The following is a 21,887-nucleotide window of genomic DNA, read 5'->3' as shown; positions in this document are numbered from 1 at the left end:
GTGACGCGCTGAGGAAAGAACAAAATCGACGCATTCTAAAACCGGAATTATGCGACAACTATCTTGACACGTACCGGGTGAGCCATCAAATGACAGCGGCCAAGTTCCCCATGCATCGGGACCTGGTTGGTTTCGACTTCGCGTCGTCCAAGGTCGATCAGGCGCTGGTGCGGCAGCTGGCCTCGTTGACGTTCACCGATACGGCGCAGAACGCGGTGCTGATCGGCGGACCGGGCACCGGCAAGACGCATCTGGCCACGGCGATCGCGGTGGCCGGCATCGCGGCGCAGGGCAAGCGGGTGCGCTTTTACTCGACGGTCGATCTGGTCAATCTGCTGGAGCGCGAAAATCGCGAGGGCAAGGCCGGTCGGATCGCTCTGGCGCTGATGCGCATGGACCTCGTAATTCTTGATGAGCTCGGGTATCTGCCATTCAGCCAGGCCGGCGGCGCGTTGTTGTTCTACCTGCTGTCAAAGCTGTACGAGCACATCAGCGTCATCATCACGACCAACCTCAGCTTCTCGGAATGGTCCAGCGTGTTCGGCGACGCCAAGATGACCACGGCGCTGCTGGACCGCCTCACCCATCGTTGCCACATCGTCGAGACGGGAAACGAGTCCTACCGCTTCCAGCACAGCAGCATGGCAGCCAAGGGGCGAATCAAGGCGCGCGAGCAGAAGCACAAGGCAGGCAAAGGAGCCGTGCCGGATGAACCATTCTGATCTGGCAAGACGATTTAAACGAGTAACAAGATAAATCGTTTATATCGTTCAATCACAAAAGAAAAGAACAGGAGGAATTCGCTGCGGGCTACGCCCACTGCGAATTCCTCCTGTTGTTTGGTATACTTATCCACAGCCGCTGCATCAAAACGCGGCACCCAGCCCTGGGTCAAATTTCAATCAGCAGGGTGGGTCAATATTCGGTCGGCCTCAACACGCGTAGCTCATGCAGGTGTTCGTTTCGTGTTTTTTCCCGCTCGCCATATTCTGGCCAGGCGCCAGCGTCGCTGCGCACCTGTTTGGCAATCCAATGGATCACTGGATCTGGCAGTCGTGTGTCACTGGCCAGCGCGTAGCCAGGGTAGCGCAGCAGGCACATTTGCACTGCGAAACCGAGGCGATTGGCGGCGCCACGGCGCTGCCGGATCAACGCCAAGTCCGCGTCCGTGAAGCTGTATTGCTGAATCAGTTCATCCTGACTTGCTGGCAAGACCAACAGGTTGTCGCGTTCGGTATCGGAAAGTAGTGAGCGGTGCGGCATTTCATTTCCTTGAAATTGACTTACTGCAATAATATCAAAGCGTTACCAGATACTGGTCGTATGCGCCAGCTTTTCCTCGCTACCAGGTCGCAGCACGGAAAAGCCAGCGCAGCGCGGGCCCGGCCCGGTGATCAGGTGTCGACCTGGCCAGCGCCGGATCCCGCGTTGACCATTCCCCCGACGGCCGAGACACCAGTGGTCGACGGGCGATCAGCAGTGCATCGAGCAGCCGGCCAGCCTGGCCTGAGAGCACTCCCGCTATTGGTCGAATTCGGACCATGTTGCTGACTTTTTTGGAAGCAGCTTGGGAGTTACAACAACTTGCGAATACACAAAAGCCGAACGATTTTCCGGTGCTAAAGTTGATCACTCAAATTCCGCAACACACCTGTCAACAGCGGTGAAAAACGCTACGGACACCAACTTGGAGAGCGCAATTGACGATCCTCGATACCGTGTACCACGATGCCGATCCGTTTGCCCAAAGTTCGTCCCGCAGCTGCTGGGCCGCAGGCGCCGTGATCCTGTTTCAATGGAAAAAAAAGCGGCACTACACTGAACTGGAAATGGCCCAGCTTGGCGGCCCCGAATTCGTCACGGCGCTCAACGACGATACCGGCCTACGGGGACCGCGTTTCGCCGATTTCGCCACCCGCCTCGGTCTCTCGGCGGAAGCCCCGCAAAACTTTACCCCGGATGGCTACCACACGCTGCTCAAGCGCCACGGGCCGCTGTGGATCGCAGCGGGCCTCGACGCCGGTGGCGTGCGCCGCCATGTGCGGGTGCTGCGCGGCATTAGCGGCGACGGCAGCTTTGACCATACCCAAGCCTGGATCCTCGATCCTGATCAGGGGCAAGCCTACCAATCGAGCATGTCCGAGTTCGCAAGGGAGCTCGAGAATATCGCACGCGACGAAGTCGACGCCGGACGGCCCCTGTTCACCCAAGCCATCCACTTCTAGCAACGGCAGCACCCAGCATCCGTGCACCTTCCTGGGGCGTCTTCGCGCACCGACCGGCGCGCGGCTATTCACGGCCGTTTGCAGCAGGCGCCGGCCGTCCACCCGTCATTCGCGCAGCGTGCGCGCAAAGGAAGTTCTCATGTCCGAGACCCAATTTATCGAAGACTGGAATGCGCATGCGGAGGCAGTCGAGGCGGGTCTGCTGACAACCCGTCGCAGCAGCCGTATCGGTCTGATGTCGCGACTGCACGCCAGCAGCAGCCCGGGCCAACCACGCACGGTCGAATTGCGGCTCGATATCGCGCCGCCGACGAGCGGCACACGGCTTAGCGCGCTGGACCTGACGCCGTCGGACCATCCACAGCGCCCGTTCACGCTACTGGCAACAGGCAGCGGGCGCGCCATCGAGGAGACCAGCCTGCAGCTGGCGCCTGGCGCGCAGAACGAGCACGTTTTCGACGGACTTCGGCTCAAGGTGGCTGATCGCAAGCATCGGGTGCAGTTCAACATCGTGGGTGGCAATTTCTGCAGCAGCAAGATCATCCTCGCGCTCGAATCGGTGGCGCTGGCCCCGGTGCTGGCGGAGTCGAGCCTGCTGCGTTCGGCCCAGCGCAACATGACAGCCGATGAAGTGATGCGCGAAGGCGGTAATTTTTCGGCCAGCTGGGGCGCGCCAATCGAAGTGGCCAACGCCGCCGCCGGCGCCACGCTCGAGCTATTCTATGAAAACGCACAGCCGGGGCGCGACGCCATGTGGCAGGCCACGCTGCGCATTACCGACCGCTACCTTGATGCAGGTGCGGACGTGCGCGCCGTCACCCATGTCACACATGCACCGTTCATGGTAGCGCAGGTGCTGGCGCCACGCTTCGAACCGGAAGCGGGCAGCATCCTGGCCCAGTGGAACAGCAACGATCCCGACGGCGCGCAGTGGCGCTTTGCAGTCGATACCGTGGCGCTGACGATGATGACGCAGTCGGTGGGCGAGGCCATGGTGCGCGGCAACCGCTTTTCGAGCGATGGCAAGGCGGGCGTCGATCCGCTCTCGCCAGTTGACTCGCGTTTTGCGCGCAGCACCGACATCACGGTGCGGCCATCGCGCCGGGTGCGCCGCTACACCGTGCATCCAGGCGATATTCTGTCGACGCTGCAGGACGCCGAGCTTGAAACCCTGGTCACCGAGATGGCCTATCCGCTCGAGGTGACTTACCGGCGCACCGCGCAAAGCAAGCGCACGGTGCTGGTATCGGAGCTGCAGCGCTGGCTGGGCACGCCGGTCATCTCGCTGCCGGCGGTCGACGACTGGAAAGGCACGCCCGGCACGCCGATGGCGGCCGCGCTGGAAGAGTCAATGAGCGCGACCCTGGCGCGCTGGTTCGTCAGTGGCCCGGTCCCGCAGGCCACCTTGCGCACAGTGTACGAAACGCTGCGCACCCGCCACCTGGCCAACCGCGCCTCCTGCGCCAACCGGGTGGCCCAGTTCCCGCTGTCCGATGCCGCCTTTGCCGACGGCCGGCTCGACCTCGATCAGGACCTCAGCGCGCGCTTGCGTAGCCAGGCTGAAGGTGCCGCGCCAATCTATCCCGTGCCGCTCGACGTCGCGCTGTCGCCCTCGGCCATGGTCGCCCTGCACGCGTTTGCACCCGATCCCGACACAGGCCTCGCAGGGGTCACCGCAGCACGGGATCTGCCGGTCGGCTTGCTCAATACAATTGAATTTGCCTCTGAACTGCTGGGCGTGCTGGCAACCCCGGTCACTGCCGAGGTCAAGCTGTTTTCACTGAGCCTGTCGGCGCTGGGGGCCAGCGGTGCAATGAAGGCGGCGTTCGACGAAGGCCGCACCATATTTGACGTCGAGTGTACCGACGGGCAGCAGTCGCGCCTTGTCAAAACCCGCATCGGGCGCATCGGTGTGGCCTGGAACCGCGCGATCCACGTGGTGGTGTACCAGCGCAGTACCGTGCCAGGCGCGCAATTCGAAGGCGAGCAGTTGCCGCTGGTCGGGCGCCCGCTGCTGCGCAAGATGGAGGAATACATTGAAATCACCGAGCCGCAGCGGCGCTTCATGTCCGAGCTGGAAGCGATGGAACGGCCGCTCGCCTGCATCCATTCCTTCGGGTTCGCCACCCTCCGGATCTATGTCAACAGCGCGTGGGGACGCGACCTGGGAGACGAAGTAGGTTATGAAATCCCGCTCTTCAACGAGACCGACCAATCCGGCTTCTATTCGAAACCGTGGCTGGGTCCAGTTGCCGAAAGCGGCGCCGACTCCCTGGTGCACCACTGGCACGACCATCCGCAGGACATGGTTTTTTACAGTAACGGCAAGCGCGGCGCGGGGGCCGACAGCGACGCCTGGGCGGCACTGTCCGGACTCGATTGCGACGACAAGGTGTGCTTCGGCACGGTCGCCACTGGCGAACGGGTCAAGCCGAACGAATGCATGCCGCACAAGACCGTTCCCTCGTACAACCTGGCAGCGGCCGACAATCCGCGTTTTGCCATGCGAGTCAAAGCCGACGGTCCATCGAACCTGGCGCACGGGCGCGGACCCGACAAGCTGCTCGGGCAGCTGCGCACGATCCACCTCGAGCGCACGGCAGCCGCCTCGCGCCTGCGCTTTAACGAAGCCGGTCCGCTGGCAAGCCTGATGGCCGGCGTGAAAACCAAATCCGATGCGGTATGGGAAAGCGCAAAAGGCGCCGCGGAGGTGCGTACCATCGAAGCGACAATCGCCCGCATCACTCGTGACGCACTGGCCCTGCGCGACGCAATGGGCACCGCGCAGGAGCTGCTGCAAGGCTGCGCCACCTTCAAGCAGCGCCTGGTGGCACAGGTCGAAGCATCGTTCGGCGAAGCGAAAACGCGGCTCGATGAGGCCGCGCCGCTGATCGGCAAGGTCGATGTGCCGGCCATCGTCAGCCAGCAGCGCGATCGGCTGGACCAGTTCCTAACCGAGAAAACACGGCTGCCGTGGAGCATACTGCAAGCGGCCTGCCGGGAAGCCGAGCAATCGCTGGTCGACGCCCGCACGACCTTGGGCGCAATGGGTGGCCAGGCCCAAGCCGGCACACTGGCGTTGGCCACGCGCCTGCAGGACAGCTGGGACGGCATTGCCTTGCACGGCGTGATCGCGCGCGCGGCCGGCGCGCTGGAGGAACCTGCGCTCGCGGTACAACAAGGCTGTGGCCAGTTAAAGCGCAGCCAACAGGCGATCGCGGCAGCCATTGCCCAGGCGAGTGCTAAATTCGACCTTGAGCTTGCTGCCCTGCAGGCGCTGATCGATGGTGACGAAGCGGCGCTTGCAACCGCAGCCCAGACCTGGCTAACCAAGCTGGCCGCCAATGCGCCTGCCACGCTGGTGTCACTGGACGACGCTGCGGCCGCGGTACGCAAGGTAGTGCTGCCCGAGTCGCTGAAAAGCTTGCGCAGCACCCAGGCTGATTGCATCGAGGCGATCGCTGCGGCATGCGGAGGGCTTGGTCAGGCGTTCAGGCACGCTGCCACGGTCTTGCAGGAAATCAATGATGGCACGGCAGCGGGCGCGGCCGAGATCAAGCTGCGCTTGATAGCACTACGCGATTCGGTACAGGTCTGGTGTACGGCGGCAAAGGCAGCAGGCGGCGCGCTGGCCCCGGCCATCGTTGTCATCCAGGCGCAACTGGAAAAGCCCCTGGCGCCGCTGACGGCCCTGCGCATTGCATTGCAAGGCGCCTTGCCCGACCCGGCTCCCGCATTGCAGGCGCTGGTGGACGCTGCAGGCGCCAACGGAGCCATCCAAGCCGAACGCATCGCACTCGATACCATGCTCGCTGCGCTGCAAGTGCAGGTGCGCAGCGAGGGCGACAATGCCGGGGTGGTCCTGATGGCGGCGCTGCGCGGGCTGTGCCGGCAGGCGCAGGACGCCCTCGCTCCCGCGCTCGATACCCTCGAGACCGAACTGGTGGCCAGGCAGGATCAGGCCCGCAACGCGCTCGTTGGAGCGACTGCGGTACTGGGCCAGCGCCTTGCGCAGGCGCGCCAGGAGATCCTCGCCAGCATCAGTTTGCTGGACTGCGGCGCATGGGACAAGCTGCGCGGCGACCTGGAGCGCCAGACTGGCGCGCTGGTCGAGGACGTCAGGCGCCAGGTGGCCAGCGGTGCGGCCGCGCTGTTCGACGAGGAGACACGCCACCGTGTCGATGCCCTCAAGGATGAGGTGGCAACGGTAGTCGAACGTGGCGATAGGGTGCTGCAAGACGCGTATGAGGCCGTGGCGCCGAAAGCCGGCCAGGCAATCAAAATGATGCGCTTGTTGTCCGATCCACCCGAGCTGCCCCAGATTACGATCAATACCGACAAGCTCGACTGCGTGTTCGATGACGTGGCCCGGCAGATTGAAACTTCGCCGTTTGTCGCCCGGCTGCGGGAAATCGCGCCGGGCTTGAAAGAACTGGGCATTGCCATTCCCTCGCGTGCCCTGGTCGACCAGATGGTGCTCGATTCGGTCGAAGGCCTCGTATTTTCCGAAGTGTTCAAGAATATCGCTGCCGACTTCGAAGAATTTTTCAAGAAGTTCCGGCTGCCCGACATGCCCACCGGCGCGGTCAAGTTTTCCCACCATATCGACCAGAAAACACGCAGCGCCAGTGGCAAGGCCGAAATCCAGCATCAGTTCGACAGCACGGAGCAGCTGTTCGATATTGCCACTTTCAGCCTCGATATCCGCAAGCCCCGGATTGACGCCAGCGCCAACTTCATGCTCGCGGCCGATGCTGCCGGCAAGGCACAGACCAGCGCCAAGTTCGGCGGCGACTGGATCCTCAACTTCGAAGGCCAGCCCCTGGTGACCTTCCAGGGCGCCAACGTCCAGTACAGCGACAGCGGCGGCTTCAAGTTCGACCTTGATCCTGCAAAAATCCTGCCGCATCCCGCCCTGCTGTTCCTGAGCACCATCCTCAAGGCCAAGACCCCCAAGCTGCCCGAGGGCGTCAAGCTCCTTAGGGACGAACAGGGGCGACCCACCGGCGCCAGCATCGAACAGAAAGACACCATCGGCCCCTATGACGTCGGCCCGCTGTTCATCGGCGAGACCGTCCTGGCCACCCGCTTTGCGCTGCAGTTCATTTCCGGGCGCATGCACATCGATGCCAGCTTTGGCATCGGCGACGTCGCCTCGCCCGTGTTCATGCAGATTGGCATATACGGCGGCGGCGGCTGGGTCAAGGGCCGCGCCTGGCTGGAGCAGATCGACGACCGCCTGGTCCCTGCCTATTCGGCCTCGATCGGGGTCTCGCTGGGCTCGGCGCGCGCATTCACGCTGGCCAGCGTGGCCACCGGCAGCTATGCGATCCGCATTTTCGTCCAGGCCACGTTCGCCTCGCTGGGGGGCAATTCCTTCACGGCCGGACTGTCCGTGTCGGGTTCGGCACGCATCCTGGGCTACCTCAATGCCTACCTGCTGCTCCTGCTGCAGGCCGAGCACAAGGACGGCGGCGATATGCAAGGCAGCGGCCAGCTCGATGTCGAAATCGAGGTGTGCTGGTGCTACAGCGTGCGGGTGTCCCGCTCCGTTGAACAGAATATGTGAGGATCACAATGCCCTACACGACATTTGCCTGGCTGGTTCATTGCAACAACGAAGCTGCGCGCGATCCTTCCTTGCGCGACGTCTCGGTCAACTGGGTCATGCCCTGGGGAGGCGAAGCCGGGGTACAGTGGCCCGCTGCCGGGGCCAGTGGCGCCGGCATCACGGAACAGGTGTGGAAGCGGGCCGGCGACCTGCTGCGGCCGTGGCGCTACGCCATCACCGAATGGCACGGCATTCGCGGCGACGGCGCCCTCGCGGCGCTGAGCGCACAGTCGATGAGCGCCGCGGCCGACACCCTGGACCTGTGGGCAAGCCTGGAGCGCGAGCTGATACGCACCACCGCTAAATGCGAGCGGCCCTTTTCGGCGCAGTCCGAAGACTTGCCCCAGTTCCCCGACGCCGATCCAGAGAAGCCGGTCCTGGTCGAGACCAATACCCTGCCGCATGCGCTGGCCCCGCTGACCCACTTGCCGGCAGCCGTGTCGCAGGACGTGTTGGGCGTCTCGCGCCACTTCCGCTATAGCGACGCACTGGGCGACTTTATCGCCTACGCCCCCGTGTTCAACGTGACGATCGATGGCGCGGTACTGACTTTTACGCCGGCGCTGGCCACCATTGCCACCATTGCCGGCAAGTTGGTCAAGGTGGTCACGACCAGGTACCAAGTCACCGATGCCGCCGGCGATCCCGCGCCCGGCCACTGCTTTTCCCTCATCACGCAGCAAGCCCTGGCGGCCCCGGCACAGACGGGCCTGGGCAGCGTCGGGATCGCGGAGGCGGACCAGGCCGACATCCCAGTCCGTGAAGGGCTGCTGGCCAGCGCGCTCAATCCTTTCTTGCTGCTCACCAATTGTCTGGGTCAGATCATCGACGATGTTCGGCAACTGCCGACCGGGATGAGCCTCACTGCCGGCCCCGCCGAGCCGATGGTGGTCGATCTGCTGGGACGCGGCCTGCTACGCATTGATACGGTGGCGCGCCCCGGCGACACACCGGTCGAACGCCATGTGGGCGTGTGGGAACGCATCGGCGCCGGCCAGGACGCCGGACAGGCCATCTATGCCGCGTTCGAACAGGCGCCGGCGCGCATCGCGTTGCTGGCAGATCTGGACGCATGCCGCAAGGAGAGCGGCGCCGCGCTGCCTGCACTGTGGACGGCAATGAAGCCCTTGAGCCGGGCGCTCCTCGAGAAGGACTTTGCGATCGCGCCGTGGCCGGTGGGCTCGTATGGCGCACAGCGCGGACGCGGCGTGCTGTCGGCGATGGTCCGGCTGCTCGGCGCCGCGACTGTGCCGCAGATGCGCGCGATGTGGTTCGCGGCCATGGCGCGGCGCTTTGCCATTGATCACAAGGGCCACGCATTTTTCAACGACCTCACGTTCGAGTACTGGTACCGGCGCCTGCTACCGTTGATGAACGACCACTTCTGCACCTTGCTGCTGGCCGGCGAAACGCCCAGCGCCGACGCCATGCTGTGGCTCACCGAAGGGTCGAGCATCGAGGACGCTTCGGCCGCCCGACTGGCCGAACAACTGACGCTGCAAGCGTTTCAACAGGCCGGCCATGGCACGCCGCCGTCAGCGCCCGAGAAGGTCATTTTCGACTTGCTGGCCACTGACGCCATGGGCCGGGTTAGCACGGTGCGAGTCGCATTGAACGGGCACGACCATGTCGCCGACGTGCCGGTGAGCCTGGGTGAAGACCGCGACCTGTCCGTCAGCGTGGCTTTCGCCAGCGCCGACCAGGCGCTTGCGCTGAACCAGGAGATCCGCGGTTACGCAGTGGCCATTGCCGCCGGCGCAAGCGCTCCTGAACCCGCGCTCTCGTGGCAGTGGGTGACCGACCTGGCAGCCCAGGTATGGCGCAGGGGGAGGTGGGAGCCGATATTGGAAGCCGGCGACGGTGGCAAGCTGCTGCGCATGCACGACACGATCGGCGCCACCCGTTACAACGGACGCGACGTGGTGTCGTTCCCGTATTCGGGAACCGCGCTCAATGGACGCCTGACCAGTATCGAAGGGGGCGGTGATCCCGATGGCGTGGCATGCCTGGACTTTTTCTGGCCCGAGCCGCGCCCGCACATGGAAACCTGGCCCACGCCGCGTCTGGCCTATGGGCTGCACTACTGGGCGCTGGCGACCCCGATCGGCAATGCGGGACGGATCCTGGAACAGGATTTCGCCGACGGCGCCGATGACCGCCAGCGCAGCCTCAAGAGGCTCGACGCCACCATGTTCACCCGCTTCGGGGCCAAGTCGCGCTACCTGTGCCGGGTGGCGCCAGGTACACCGCTGATCAGCCTCGACGCCAAGCAGGCCGAGTACGCTTACGAACTGGCCGACGAGAGCCGCACCCGGATCCATCTGCGCCAGAGTGCTGCCGGCCCCGGCGCCGACGAGGCGCAGCGCATTGCCCTGATCCGCGACGACAGCCCGCTGTGGCGCGCTGGCAGCCAGGCTATCAGTTTCACTATCCGCGGTCCGGCCGGCACCCCGAACGTGATCGAACGCTGGATCGAGGCCGACATTGCCGCGGTCAAGCTGGGCCATGCGAGCGGCGACACTGCAGCGGACGGGCTGGATGCGGCGGCGCTGGCAATGCAGCAGGAAAAGTACCGGCTGCTGCTCAAACCGCCGATCCGCGCGGGGGTGGCGGCGCGCCCGCGCCCATCCACAATGGTGAGCAAGGAGGCGCATGAAGCGCAGTGGCCGCGCCATCCCGCGGTGCGCGCCTTCCTGGTCGAGGTTGAGTTTTTCGACGCCTCGGCCAGGCCGGCCGGCACCGCCTCCGTCATCCTATCCCCCGACGCCAGGCTAAGCTCGGGCTACGTCGGAAATGCCACCATCAAGGTTGCACAGGGGAGTGCCTCGCAACTGGCCGCTGGCGCCGGCGACAACGCCGTGGTGACGCTCGCACCCGGCCACTTTGCCCGGATTGCGGTGTCGTCTCTGGCGCCATCGTCCTTTTTCGATATCGCCGAACCATCATGCCGGCTGGCCGCCTTTCCCGGGCTGGGCAACATCAGCGATCGCGCCACCGGAATCACCTACCGCCGCTTCGCGCCTGCACAGCACTGGGTCGAATGCCTGCCCAAGCCGGCCATGAACGACGCCATTTTCGCGCAGCTCGCACGCCGGCTGCTGGTGGTGCCCGAGGGACGCCAGGTTGTCGCCAGGATCGATGCCGATACAGGCGCCCCGCTCGACGCCACCTGGCTCAAGGCCTTCATGGTGCAGCGCCACGAATGGCACTGGAGCGGCTACCCGGTCGCGTTTCCGCGCACCGCCTCGGGCATGGCGGCGCTGCGCGACTGGGCTGAACCGTTCATCGGCACGGAGTCGCTGCGCGAATCGACGGTGTGGACCATCCAGTCGTCGGTCTCGGCTGGCGGCTGGAATTTTGCCGGCGACGTCGCAGAAAACCTGGCGCACACCGAACTGCCCGGCGAGCACGGGGCCAAGTACGTGGCGTACGTGGTGCGGCCGGTGCGTCGCTTCGACCGCTGGCTGCAGCGCTGGCCCGCGCTGGACGCGACGGTGCTGGCGGCCGGCCTGCTGGCCCCGGCCAAGGTGCGCTGGGACGATCCCGGCCTGCGCCTGGCACCGCCCGACGTCAGGACCGCGGTCCCGCTGGTCAAGACGTTCGAGCTGCGCAGCAAAGGCGCCGAGGTGCGCGTGGCCAGCGGCGCCAACGGCTGCCTGCTGTGCCTGAACGATGTGCTGTACCGCACCGACACCCTGGCCCGCTTCGGCGGCGTGGGCGAGTCGATCGAGGTCGACCTCGAAGAGACGCGCTTCAACGAAATTTACGAGATCGGACCCAATCCGATCTTCCACGCGGCGCCGGGCGAGTCGCCTGCGGCCGCGCTGGCGGGCGCGCAGGAGATGCCGCGCCTGCCCTATCCGTCGCTGTACGGAGAATCGGGCGCGCTGTCGGCCACCGATCCTTATCGCAAGATGAACTGGCGCCTGGAAGCGGACCGTGCGTTCGGCTTGACCAATGACCTCGACCGCAATGCCAAAGTGGCCCAGACCGCCATGATCGTGCACCCCCGCGGCAACGATGTCGACAAGTACTGGGTGATGGCCAAGGTGCGCCTGCGCCGCATGCTCGATCCGTCTACCGCTTGGACGGCACCGGCCCTGGTGCCGCGCGACGCCACGCGTGCTGGCGTGTGGACGCTGGCGCGCCGGGCCGAGGGCGACGACTGGGTGCCGCACGACTTCTGTATCGACGCCGGCGCGTCAAGCGCGCTGGTGGCGCTTGGCCTGCCGGGCGCGGCCAGCCCGGCCCGCTTCGCGCTACCCGTCACGGCGTGCGCCACCCGCTACCTGTGCACCTGGCACAAGGGACACTGGGCCAATACCAACAAGAACCGATGGGGTCTGCAAGTGTTCATACAGCAGCTAGCCGCCGAACAGGGTCAATGGCAGACTGTGGCGCACTACACGCCGTATGAAACTTGGAGCGGGTTGGCCGGCTTCGACCTCGAGGGCTTTGACCTCAAGGATCAGGCCCCGCTGGCCCTGCAACTTGACGCAGCAGGGCTGTCCGGCGCGGCGGCCCAGCCCTTGTCGCTGAAGCGCTTGCTCGTGAGCGACTATTCGGCGCCGCACTGGCTGACCTTCATCGGCCTGCCGTTTCGCGACGTCTCGTTCGCTGACGAACACTACTGGGTGGTGCCGGACGGGAACGGGCTCGCACTCAAGCGCAGCAACAGCGTACGGGGTCATGCAGTTGCGATCAAGAACGGCGAACCGATTTCGCGCGACCTGTTGCTGCTGCCAGTCGAGGCCAGCGACTTCGCCGGCACTGGCGGCGCCGGCGCGGTAGGCCAGGAGAGCAACTCCTTCCACCTGCTGTTGATGTTTAAGCGCGTCAACGATGTCTCGGCGCCGGCCGTCGGTCTGCCGTTGGGTGAACTGATCGGCGCTTACAAACCGGTGCGCAAGGCAATTGGCGCCAAGGGCACTGACGGCAAACCTGATCCTTATCCGGCGCTGCGCTTCGAATCGTTCATGGCCGGCGGTCGGCAGGTCACGCTGGCGGCGCCAGGCGACTGCGTCGGCTACATCTACCGCTTCCATACGCCCCATGGAAAGGGCGTGAAAGCGATCAAGGACTGGCAGGAACTGCAGATATTGATGTTCCCGCACAAGGATCCCGACACCGGGACTGGCCCGGAAGCGGGGGTGCGCTGGACACCCGAGTTCATCGGTCCGATCGCGCTTGGCAAGACCGGAGAATGGCCACAGGGCATCCCGGTTCCGCCACAGGTCAGCGGCAAAACGATCCGGATCGAAAGCCTGGCGCCGCTCCTTCCTGCCAAGCATAAATCGGTAGTGGAGATCGTGCTCGACCCGACGCTCGGCTGGCGCGTGCGGCATAAGGAACACGCCGACAATTTGGTGCCGGAGGACATTATCAGCGGAAACTGCCAGCTTGACCTGGCGCCAATCGGCGAGGGTGGACTCGAATTGCAAGTGGCCGGCGGCAGGCTACTAGCGCGTCTGGCCGGCTGGCCGGGACTGGCGCCAGACGCGGTGCAAGATGCCGCGTGGTTCGACCGCGAAGGCCGGCCCGTCGACGCCGTATGCCAATGGCGAGTGCTGCCGCCAGCTCCCTGACTCGAGGGGACAGGCGACTAGCTAAGAATACAACCAGCAGTTTTACCTACCTACTTGGAATCGGAGAAAGCAAATGCCTAAAATGATCAACTTCACCATCCGCGCAACCTGGGCCGATGTCCGCAAATATGTCGTGACCGATCAAGTCTGCAAGGGCGTCGTAGTATTTGACGATTTCTTGGCAAACGGCGAAACGGCCACGGTATCGTCTTGCGACGACGGCGGGGGCAGCGGGCTCGTTACCTGCCAGCGCAGCGACGGCCCGTTGGTGGAAAAAGACGTTTCCGAGGGTGCCACGGTGGACTTGGATTAACCGGTGCGCTAGAGCCCCGGCTGCTTCCTGCGGGATTGCGTTCCCGGCGGTAAGCACATCGACCTTCTCTTGCCGCGCCGCCACCGCGGCAATTCCTGCATTGGTAATCTTAATTTCCACCGAATTGCTCGGGAAAAGAGGTACAGCCGGGATAAGGCCAGAAATGACACATAAGCCTCGAAGTAATAAAGAAGCGATTCTTTATGCACTTTTCGCCGAGGTCGTCTGTGTTAATCCGGCTGGATATCAAATGTAAAAAAGTAAAGCGCTTTACGTCTTAGCAGGGTGTTGAATTAATCGCCGTGCCCGTCAACCGGCCCGGGCCGGTAAACGTTGTTCAATCAGCCCCACTTTCCCACCGCCATCATGCGCAAGACCGACGTCACCCAGCACTCCCTGTATAGCTACCGCACGCTGGAAGAACGCATTCCCGATGCGCATCCATTGCGCAAATTGCGGGTGCTGGCCGACGCCATCCTGTCCACCATGAATGATGATTTCCAGGCGCTGTATTCGCGCCGCGGCCGTCCCTCGATCGCCCCGGAGCGCCTGCTGCGCGCCAGCCTGATCCAGACGCTGTTCTCGATCCGCTCCGAGCGCCAACTGGTGCAACACCTCGAATACAACTTGCTATACCGCTGGTTCGTCGGTATGAACCTTGATGAGCCCGTGTGGAACCACTCAAGCTTCAGCACCAACCGCGTGCGCCTGTTCAGCGAGGCGATGACGCAGCGTTTCTTCGCCCAGGTGCTGCGCATCGCCGAATGGAAAAGCCTGATGTCGGACGAGCATTTCACCGTCGACGGCACGATGATCGAGGCGTGGGCGTCGGTCAAGAGCTTCACTAAAAAAGATGGCGGCGGGCCGCCGCCGAGCGACGGCGAGCGCAATGCCACGGTCGACTTCAAGGGCGAAAAACGCTCCAACGAGACACACCAATCGACGACCGATCCCGATGCCCGACTGTACAAGAAAGGCGACGGCGACAAGTCCAGGCTGTGCTACTTGGGCCACGCGCTGATGGAAAACCGCAACGGCCTGGTTGTCGACGCCACCACCACCCTGGCGAGCGGCACTGCCGAACGCGACGCGGCGCTCATCATGGCCAAGCTCAGCATCAACAAGGCCGGCGCGACGCTGGGCGCCGACAAGAGCTACGACGCGGCCGCGTTCGTCAAGGAGTTGCGTGGCTTGGGCGTCACACCGCACGTGGCCCAGAAAAAACACAGCGCCATCGATAAGCGCACCACGCGTCACGCCGGCTACGCGGTGAGCATCAAGAAACGCAAGCTGGTCGAGGAGAGCTTCGGCTGGAGCAAAACCATCGGCGGGCTGCGCAAGGCGCGCTTCGTTGGCCTGGCGAAAGTGCGCGCCCAGACCACGTTCACTTTCGCCGCTTACAACCTGACGCGCATGGCGACGATCTTTGGCTGGCGTTTGTCGGCGGTGGTGGGATAACGCCGTCCATAGAGGGAGGAAAGTGCTAAAAAGTGTCAAAAACGGCCTGAAAAACGGCTGGAAACCGGTTTTTAGGCGGAATACGGCTTTCAGCCCGAAAAATTCGCATGTCGGGCGACAAAACCCGAAGGACTGCACTTCTTTTTCAACACTCTGTTAAGTCTTGCCAAGCGTTGCCACCACGACCCAATGCTCGCTTACGGCAATCATGCATTGCTTCATTTTGGTCTTCCCTGCTTATTTGCCTCCGCCTTGTCAATCTCGCGGTCAATCGAAGGCAACGGCATATCGAGTGGCGGCTGTGGCGATCTGCGAAGTAAAAGTGTGAACAAACGAATCGCGCCCACCCACAAATCAGTGACTTACGAATTGACGTTGTTCGTAGAATTACTTTGATTGACGCAGTTCGCCTTTTAACAGTTCCCAATTTCAATTCCGATGGCACCAATTGTGCGCCATAATGCCGGTCAGTATATTTACCTATGGAAAGCCCATAAATGACCGCGCTTCACGACCTGCTTGCTACTTACCGTCACTCCGCCGTTTCCGAGCGCGAGAAAGGCACCTATTTTGAGGAGCTGGTCGTCACCTACCTGCGCAACGAGGCGACCTACCGCGACCTGTACAGCCAGGTATGGAGTTACACGAACTGGGCCGCTGAACAGGGTATCGACGGGCGCGACACCGGCATCGACCTAGTGGCGAAAACCCAGGGCACGGGCGAATTCCACGCCATCCAGTGCAAATTCTTCGCCGAAGACTATAAGATCCAGAAAGCCGACATCGACAGCTTCTTCACGGCCTCGGGCAAGAAGCCGTTCGTGCGCCGGATTGTGATCACGACCACCAATAATTGGAGCGAGCACGCCAACGACGCTCTGCAAAACCAGCAGCCGCCGGTCAACAAGATAGACTTGCACGACCTGGAAACTAGCCAGATCGACTGGGCGCAGTACCAGCCGCGCCACACCGCGGTTTTGCATGAAAAGAAAAAGCTGCGCGAGCACCAGCAAACCGCGCTGTCCGCTGTCCAACACGGGTTGGCAACTGCGGACAGGGGTAAATTGATCATGGCGTGCGGCACTGGAAAGACCTTCACCAGTTTGAAAATAGCGGAACTGCTGGCCGGTCGCGGCAAGCGCGTGCTGTTCCTGGTGCCGAGCCTGGCGCTGCTGTCGCAAACGCTGACCGAGTGGACCCAGGAGTGCGACACGCCCCTACATAGTTTCGCTGTCTGTTCGGATAGCGATGTGGGCAAGAAGCGCGCCGTCGACGAGGACGTGGTTCAAACTTTCGCCCACGAGCTGCGCTACCCGGCCACCACTGAGCCTCGACGACTGGCGCTGGAGATGGCCAAGCGTCACGATGTCGAGCACATGAGCGTAGTGTTTTCCACCTATCATTCGATCGAAGTCATCAGCAAGGCCCAGAAGGAACACGACCTGGCCGACTTCGACCTGATCGTCTGCGACGAGGCCCACCGCACCACTGGCGCCACCTTCGACGACGATGATGAGAGCAATTTCGTCAAGATCCACAATGCTGACTTCATCCGGGCCAGTAAGCGCCTGTACATGACGGCCACGCCGCGCATCTATGGCGATAATGCCAAGGCGAGCGCCGAGAAGGACAATGTCGCCTTGTGCTCGATGGACGACGAGGCGTTGTTTGGCAAGGAGCTATTCGTTATCACGTTTTCGCAGGCGGTGCAGCGTGGCCTGCTGGTTGACTACAAAGTGATCGTGCTGGCCGTCGACGAGAGCCATGTCAACCGGCGCCTGCAAGCCTTGCTTGCCGATGAGAACAACCAAGTCAAGGTGGACGACGCGGCCAAGATTATCGGCTGCTGGAAGGCGCTCGGCAAACAGGGCACTCAGGAAGACCTAGCTGGCGACACCGACCCAATGAGGCGCGCGGTGGCATTCTGTCAGGTGATCGACGTGGCCAAGAATGCCAGGACCCACAAGACCAGCTCGAAAAACATCGCAGGCATGTTCCAGGCCGTTGTTGAGGCGTACCAGGCCGAGGAAGAATTCGAGACTGTCAACCGCCTCATCTGTGAGGCCGAGCACGTTGACGGGCGCATGAACGCCAGCCAGAAGGAAGTAAAGCTCAACTGGCTCAAGGCCCAGGCGCCTGAGCATACCTGCCGCATTCTCAGCAATGTGCGCTGCTTGTCGGAGGGCGTCGATGTGCCGGCCCTGGATGCCGTGCTGTTTTTGACGCCGCGTAATTCCCAAGTCGACGTGGTGCAGTCGGTCGGCCGCGTGATGCGTAACGCGTCCGGCAAGAAGCGAGGTTATGTGATCTTGCCTGTCGTGATCCCGGCCGGCATGGAGGCTCACGAGGCGCTCAACGACAACAAGACCTACAAGGTCGTGTGGCAGGTGCTGCAGGCGCTGCGCTCACACGATGACCGTTTCGATGCGATGGTGAACAAGCTGGACTTGATCGGGCGGGACACGGCCAAGATGGAGGTCGTCGCAGTCACCGACAAGATCAAGAAACCAGCTGGCAAGAATGGCACCGCCAAAAAGGATGTGGGAAAAGGGCAGTTTAACATCGGCGAACACGCCAAGCGTGGCGATAAGGACAAGCAGATTTCCCTGGAATTCGAGATCGGTGAAATTGAGCGCGCCATCTATGCGAAGGTCGTGCAGAAGTGTGGCAATCGGCACCATTGGGAAGACTGGGCTAACGATATTGCAAAGATTGCCCGCACCCATGTTGACCGTATAACTGCCATTATTGAAGACCCGACGCACGAGAAGGAGCGAGCCGCCTTCAACGCCTTCGCCCATGAGCTGCGTGACGACCTTAACGGCAGCATCAGTGACGGAGAAGTCATCGAGATGCTGGCTCAGCATCTCATCACCAAGCCAGTCTTCGACGCCCTCTTCGAGGATTACAGTTTTGCTCAACATAACCCTATGTCGGTGGCTATGCAGGGTGTGCTCGACGTGCTGCAAGAGCACCGGCTGGACAAGGAGGCCGATACCCTTCAGCGCTTCTACGACAGTGTGAAGATGCGCGCGCAGGGCATCGACAACGCAGCGGGCAAGCAAAAGATCGTCGTCGAGCTTTACGACAAGTTCTTCCGCAATGCATTTCCCAAGATGACTGAGCGACTGGGTATCGTCTACACTCCGGTGGAGGTTGTGGACTTCATCATCTACAGCGTCGCCCATATCCTGGAAACCGAGTTCGGCCAGACCCTTGGCAGCGAGGGAGTCCACATCATCGATCCCTTCACCGGCACTGGCACCTTCATCACCCGGTTACTGCAGAGCGGCCTGATCGCCCCTGAGCATCTTGCGCACAAGTATAGGCACGAAATCCACGCCAACGAGTTGGTGCTGCTGGCCTACTACATTGCGGCCATCAACATCGAGGCGGTCTATCACGGCATCGTTGGTGGAAGCTACCAGCCCTTCGAGGGCATTTGCCTTACCGATACCTTTCAGCTGTATGAGAAGGAAGACTTGGTCGACGCGCTGCTGGTGGATAACAGCGCGCGGCGCAAGCGGCAGAAGAAGTTGGACATTCGAGTTATTTTCGGCAATCCGCCTTATTCCGAGGGACAAAAAAGCGAGAACGACAATAATGACAATGTCGCATATCCGAATTTGGATGACCGAATTCGGAGTACTTACGCCAAGCGATCAAACGCTACGCTTTTCAAAGGATTGTACAACAGCTACGTCCGCGCGATTCGTTGGGCAAGTGATCGCGTAGGATCAAGTGGAGTCATCGGCTACGTGACAAACGGGGGCTTTATAGATGCCAACTTTGCCGATGGACTTCGCAAGTGTCTTGTTGAAGAATTTAGCAGTCTATACGTCTTTCACTTGCGCGGGAATCAGCGTACATCAGGTGAATTATCCCGCATGGAAGGTGGCAAGATTTTCGGAAGTGGGAGCCGCGCTCCAATTGCTATTTCTATTCTCGTGAAGAATCCTAATGCTAAGCAGACAGGCCAGATCTTTTTTCATGATATTGGCGACTACCTAACGCGTGAGGAAAAACTAGAAAAAATTAGTGCATTTGCGAGCATAGAAGGTCTTAAACTTAGCGGTGAATGGAAGTCTATTGTGCCTGACATGCACGGTGATTGGTTTAAACAGCGTGATGATCGGTTCAGTGAATACATAGCGATAGCCGATAAAACTTCTTCAGGAAATACATTATTTGAGAATTCGTCTCTTGGAATAGTGACGGCCCGCGACGCATGGTGCTTCAATGCCTCAAAGCCGAAGATTTCGAAAAACATGGGCCGTATGATCGATGTCTTTAACATGGAGGCGGTGCGATTTTCAGAAATGAATTCTGGGAAGTCAAAAAACGAAATGAAGGATCTCGTTGACGCTTTTGTCAACTCCGATCGCTCTCAGATTAGTTGGACGCGTGCCTTAAAGCAGGCATTGGTAAATGAGAAGCGCTTTTGCTTTGACCCTGAATGCATAGTTCCAACCCTATATCGGCCTTTTACGAAACAATGGTTGTATTTCAATCGGCAATTCAACGAAATGATTTCGAAGATGCCGCTTCTTTTCCCGCATCCCGATGCAAAAAATAGGATTATTTGCGTTTCTGGAGCAGGGTGTATTACTGGTTTCTCCGCATTAATTTCGGACGTTCCCGTAGAGTTCTGCGTTTCTGCAATGAAGGGCGGTTCTGCCTGTTTCCCCCTTTATATTTACGGAACGGCCGAAATTGACTCCGGCAACATTCCGCAAGCAGACTTGTTCGCTGAAAATTCCGATCAGCCCGCGACTTCAAAAAGACAATTCATTCGCAGAGATGCCATTACCGATAACGGTTTGCAGCATTTCATTGGCGCTTATCCAGGCGAACAAATCGGGAAGGAAGACCTTTTCTATTACACCTATGGATTGCTTCACGCTCAAGACTATCGGGACCTGTATGCGGACAATTTGGCCAAGGAGCTGCCGCGTATACCTCGGGTAAAAACCGCTGCTGATTTTTGGTCTTATAGCAAAGCCGGCCGTGAATTGGCCGAACTACACCTTGGCTACGAGAACGTCGCTCCTTACCCTGTCGAAATCATTGGAGAGAAGGACTCCGACGACTACCGAGTTGAAAAAATGAAGTTTGGAAAAGATAAGGATAAGAGCACGCTTCATTACAATCGAGCAATTACAATTTCGGGAATTCCAATAGAAGCCTATGAGTATGTTGTTAATGGCAAACCTGCTCTAGAGTGGGTAATTGACCGTCAATGCGTGAAGACCGACAAAGACAGCGGCATCGTAAACGACGCAAACGATTGGGCCGTCGAAACGATGGGCAACCCCCGGTACCCGCTGGAGCTGTTCCAGCGCGTCATCACGGTGAGCTTGGAGACAATGAAGATCGTTCGGTCGTTACCAAAGCTGGACATCATGGCGTAGCTGAAATGGCACGCCGTTATACTTAGGTGTAAGGGCTCGCGTTTGAAACCGGTCGCGCTTGCATTCGGCGCAGTTTCGGCTCGAATTAACTGCAAATGACGGAGGTCACATGCTCACACTATCTGCAAACGGACTTGCAATTGATGGCGGCGGGCTTGCCGATATGAGCCGTCATTTGCAGTTGGCCTGAGCCGGCGGCCGTCGAATGCGAGCCGGTGCCGTCGAATGCAAGCTCAATTGCAGATTGCGTGAGCATGGCTCTTCGTCATTTGCAGTTAATTCGAGCCGAATTCGGCATCAAATGCGAGCACGGTCGGTTTGAAATGCGAGCCGCTACACCTATCCATTTGACCAGCGTGTCCATCCGTTCCTCGTTCCAGGCTAATAGAAGCTTCAGGCTGCTGAACCTGCACAACCACGATGAGCTGACCTTACCGGCGCCAGTTACTTTTTCTTACCTTCGACCCGGCAAGGTTTGGGATGTTGGCGGTGGCATTTCAGCATGGACAGCGCGTGCCACCCGGCCCGGTGTCTCAAGTTCCCAACTCTCGATCAGGTCGATCGCATCCTTCTCCGTGTATCCCATCGTCGTGTCGACGCTGGCATGGCCCAGCGACGTGGCCACGCTACGCAGATCCTGACCGGACAAGAGCGACGTCATGGCGAAGGTATGCCGCAGCCAGTGTGCCGATATGGGGCGGTTCCCAACCGCCTGATAGCCTGCACATCGCAGCTGCCGAAAAAAATGGCAGCTGCCGGCACGGCCGATCCCTTGTGCGTCAGAACACAGTTTCGGCAGGTTATGCACATGGTTGTGCACCGTTTTTGGGGATAAATTTGCGCTGCTGATCGCCGACCCAACTTAGCACGGCGAATGTCCCCGCTTTCGTTGCGACCTGATAATGTGAACGCCGACCTGGCGCAAGCCAAGGCCGCACTGGCACACGTCGACCAACCTATTGAATTCTGCCAACGCGTGGTGCCGCTCAATCGCGCACGCGGCAGAGCGGGGAAACACGAGCGACACGAAAGCATTGATGCCAGCCGGTATAGTGAGCCTACCTACCACGGGAACTTGCCGTTAGGATGCCGGTTGACGATGATTTCCGTGACGATCAGAAGCGACACCCGTCGTGGTGAGCTCCCCTAGGTTGCGAGCTATGACATAGATCAATAATTTGAAGTTAATTATGAAAATAGGCTTATAAGAGGGTCGGCCGGGATTGCGGTTTTTTTCGCGAAAAGCTAACTAAGCTATTGATTACATGGAAAGAAATGTGAATT

General features: G+C 61.0%; 8 protein-coding genes and 1 pseudogene. 7 read left to right on the top strand and 2 right to left on the bottom strand.

Annotated features, from left to right (window positions below):
• Positions 1 to 722, top strand: a 722-nt coding sequence (gene istB / locus ACP7B7_RS30490; RefSeq protein WP_426079194.1) for an IS21-like element helper ATPase IstB, incomplete at its 5' end; no start/stop codon positions are given.
• 217 nt (positions 723 to 939) lie between these two features.
• Here the strand turns inward: istB and ACP7B7_RS30485 are convergent.
• A pseudogene (locus tag ACP7B7_RS30485) lies at positions 940 to 1,263 on the bottom strand (DUF4158 domain-containing protein); the annotation flags it as partial.
• Positions 1,264 to 1,700: 437 nt separating this feature from the next.
• On the opposite strand from ACP7B7_RS30485, the gene ACP7B7_RS30480 reads away from it, so the two are divergent.
• From ACP7B7_RS30480 to ACP7B7_RS30455, 6 genes are all read left to right on the top strand, one after another.
• Positions 1,701 to 2,225, top strand: coding sequence for a papain-like cysteine protease family protein (locus ACP7B7_RS30480; protein ID WP_426079193.1), 525 nt, complete (start codon positions 1,701 to 1,703; stop codon positions 2,223 to 2,225).
• A gap of 139 nt (positions 2,226 to 2,364) precedes the next feature.
• Positions 2,365 to 7,794, top strand: coding sequence for a hypothetical protein (locus ACP7B7_RS30475; RefSeq protein WP_426079192.1), 5,430 nt, complete (start codon positions 2,365 to 2,367; stop codon positions 7,792 to 7,794).
• Between the two features lie 8 nt (positions 7,795 to 7,802).
• A complete protein-coding gene (locus tag ACP7B7_RS30470; protein ID WP_426079191.1) occupies positions 7,803 to 13,421 on the top strand; it encodes a hypothetical protein in 5,619 nt (1,872 codons plus the stop codon).
• A gap of 82 nt (positions 13,422 to 13,503) precedes the next feature.
• Complete coding sequence (locus tag ACP7B7_RS30465; protein ID WP_426079190.1) at positions 13,504 to 13,734, top strand: hypothetical protein; 231 nt, start codon at positions 13,504 to 13,506, stop codon at positions 13,732 to 13,734.
• A gap of 366 nt (positions 13,735 to 14,100) precedes the next feature.
• A complete protein-coding gene (locus tag ACP7B7_RS30460) occupies positions 14,101 to 15,192 on the top strand; it encodes an IS5 family transposase (protein ID WP_426079196.1) in 1,092 nt (363 codons plus the stop codon).
• Between the two features lie 497 nt (positions 15,193 to 15,689).
• A complete protein-coding gene (locus ACP7B7_RS30455) occupies positions 15,690 to 20,603 on the top strand; it encodes a DEAD/DEAH box helicase (RefSeq protein WP_426079189.1) in 4,914 nt (1,637 codons plus the stop codon).
• A gap of 454 nt (positions 20,604 to 21,057) precedes the next feature.
• On the opposite strand, the gene ACP7B7_RS30450 is transcribed toward ACP7B7_RS30455, so the two are convergent.
• Positions 21,058 to 21,411 (bottom strand): tyrosine-type recombinase/integrase, encoded by a 354-nt coding sequence (locus tag ACP7B7_RS30450; protein ID WP_426079188.1) that lies wholly within the window; start codon positions 21,409 to 21,411, stop codon positions 21,058 to 21,060.
• Between the last annotated feature and the right edge of the window lie 476 nt (positions 21,412 to 21,887).

The sequence above is a fragment of the Janthinobacterium sp. PSPC3-1 genome (assembly GCF_049896105.1).
GTDB lineage: Bacteria > Pseudomonadota > Gammaproteobacteria > Burkholderiales > Burkholderiaceae_D > Janthinobacterium.
This window is presented reverse-complemented; position numbering and strand designations above follow the sequence as displayed.

Bases quoted from the DNA above. Each gene is read 5' to 3' on its own strand.
- ACP7B7_RS30455 (WP_426079189.1), top strand. From the start codon at position 15,690: ATGACCGCGCTTCACGACCTGCTTGCTACTTACCGTCACTCCGCCGTT.
- ACP7B7_RS30460 (WP_426079196.1), top strand. From the start codon at position 14,101: ATGCGCAAGACCGACGTCACCCAGCACTCCCTGTATAGCTACCGCACG.
- ACP7B7_RS30465 (WP_426079190.1), top strand. From the start codon at position 13,504: ATGATCAACTTCACCATCCGCGCAACCTGGGCCGATGTCCGCAAATAT.
- ACP7B7_RS30475 (WP_426079192.1), top strand. From the start codon at position 2,365: ATGTCCGAGACCCAATTTATCGAAGACTGGAATGCGCATGCGGAGGCA.
- ACP7B7_RS30470 (WP_426079191.1), top strand. From the start codon at position 7,803: ATGCCCTACACGACATTTGCCTGGCTGGTTCATTGCAACAACGAAGCT.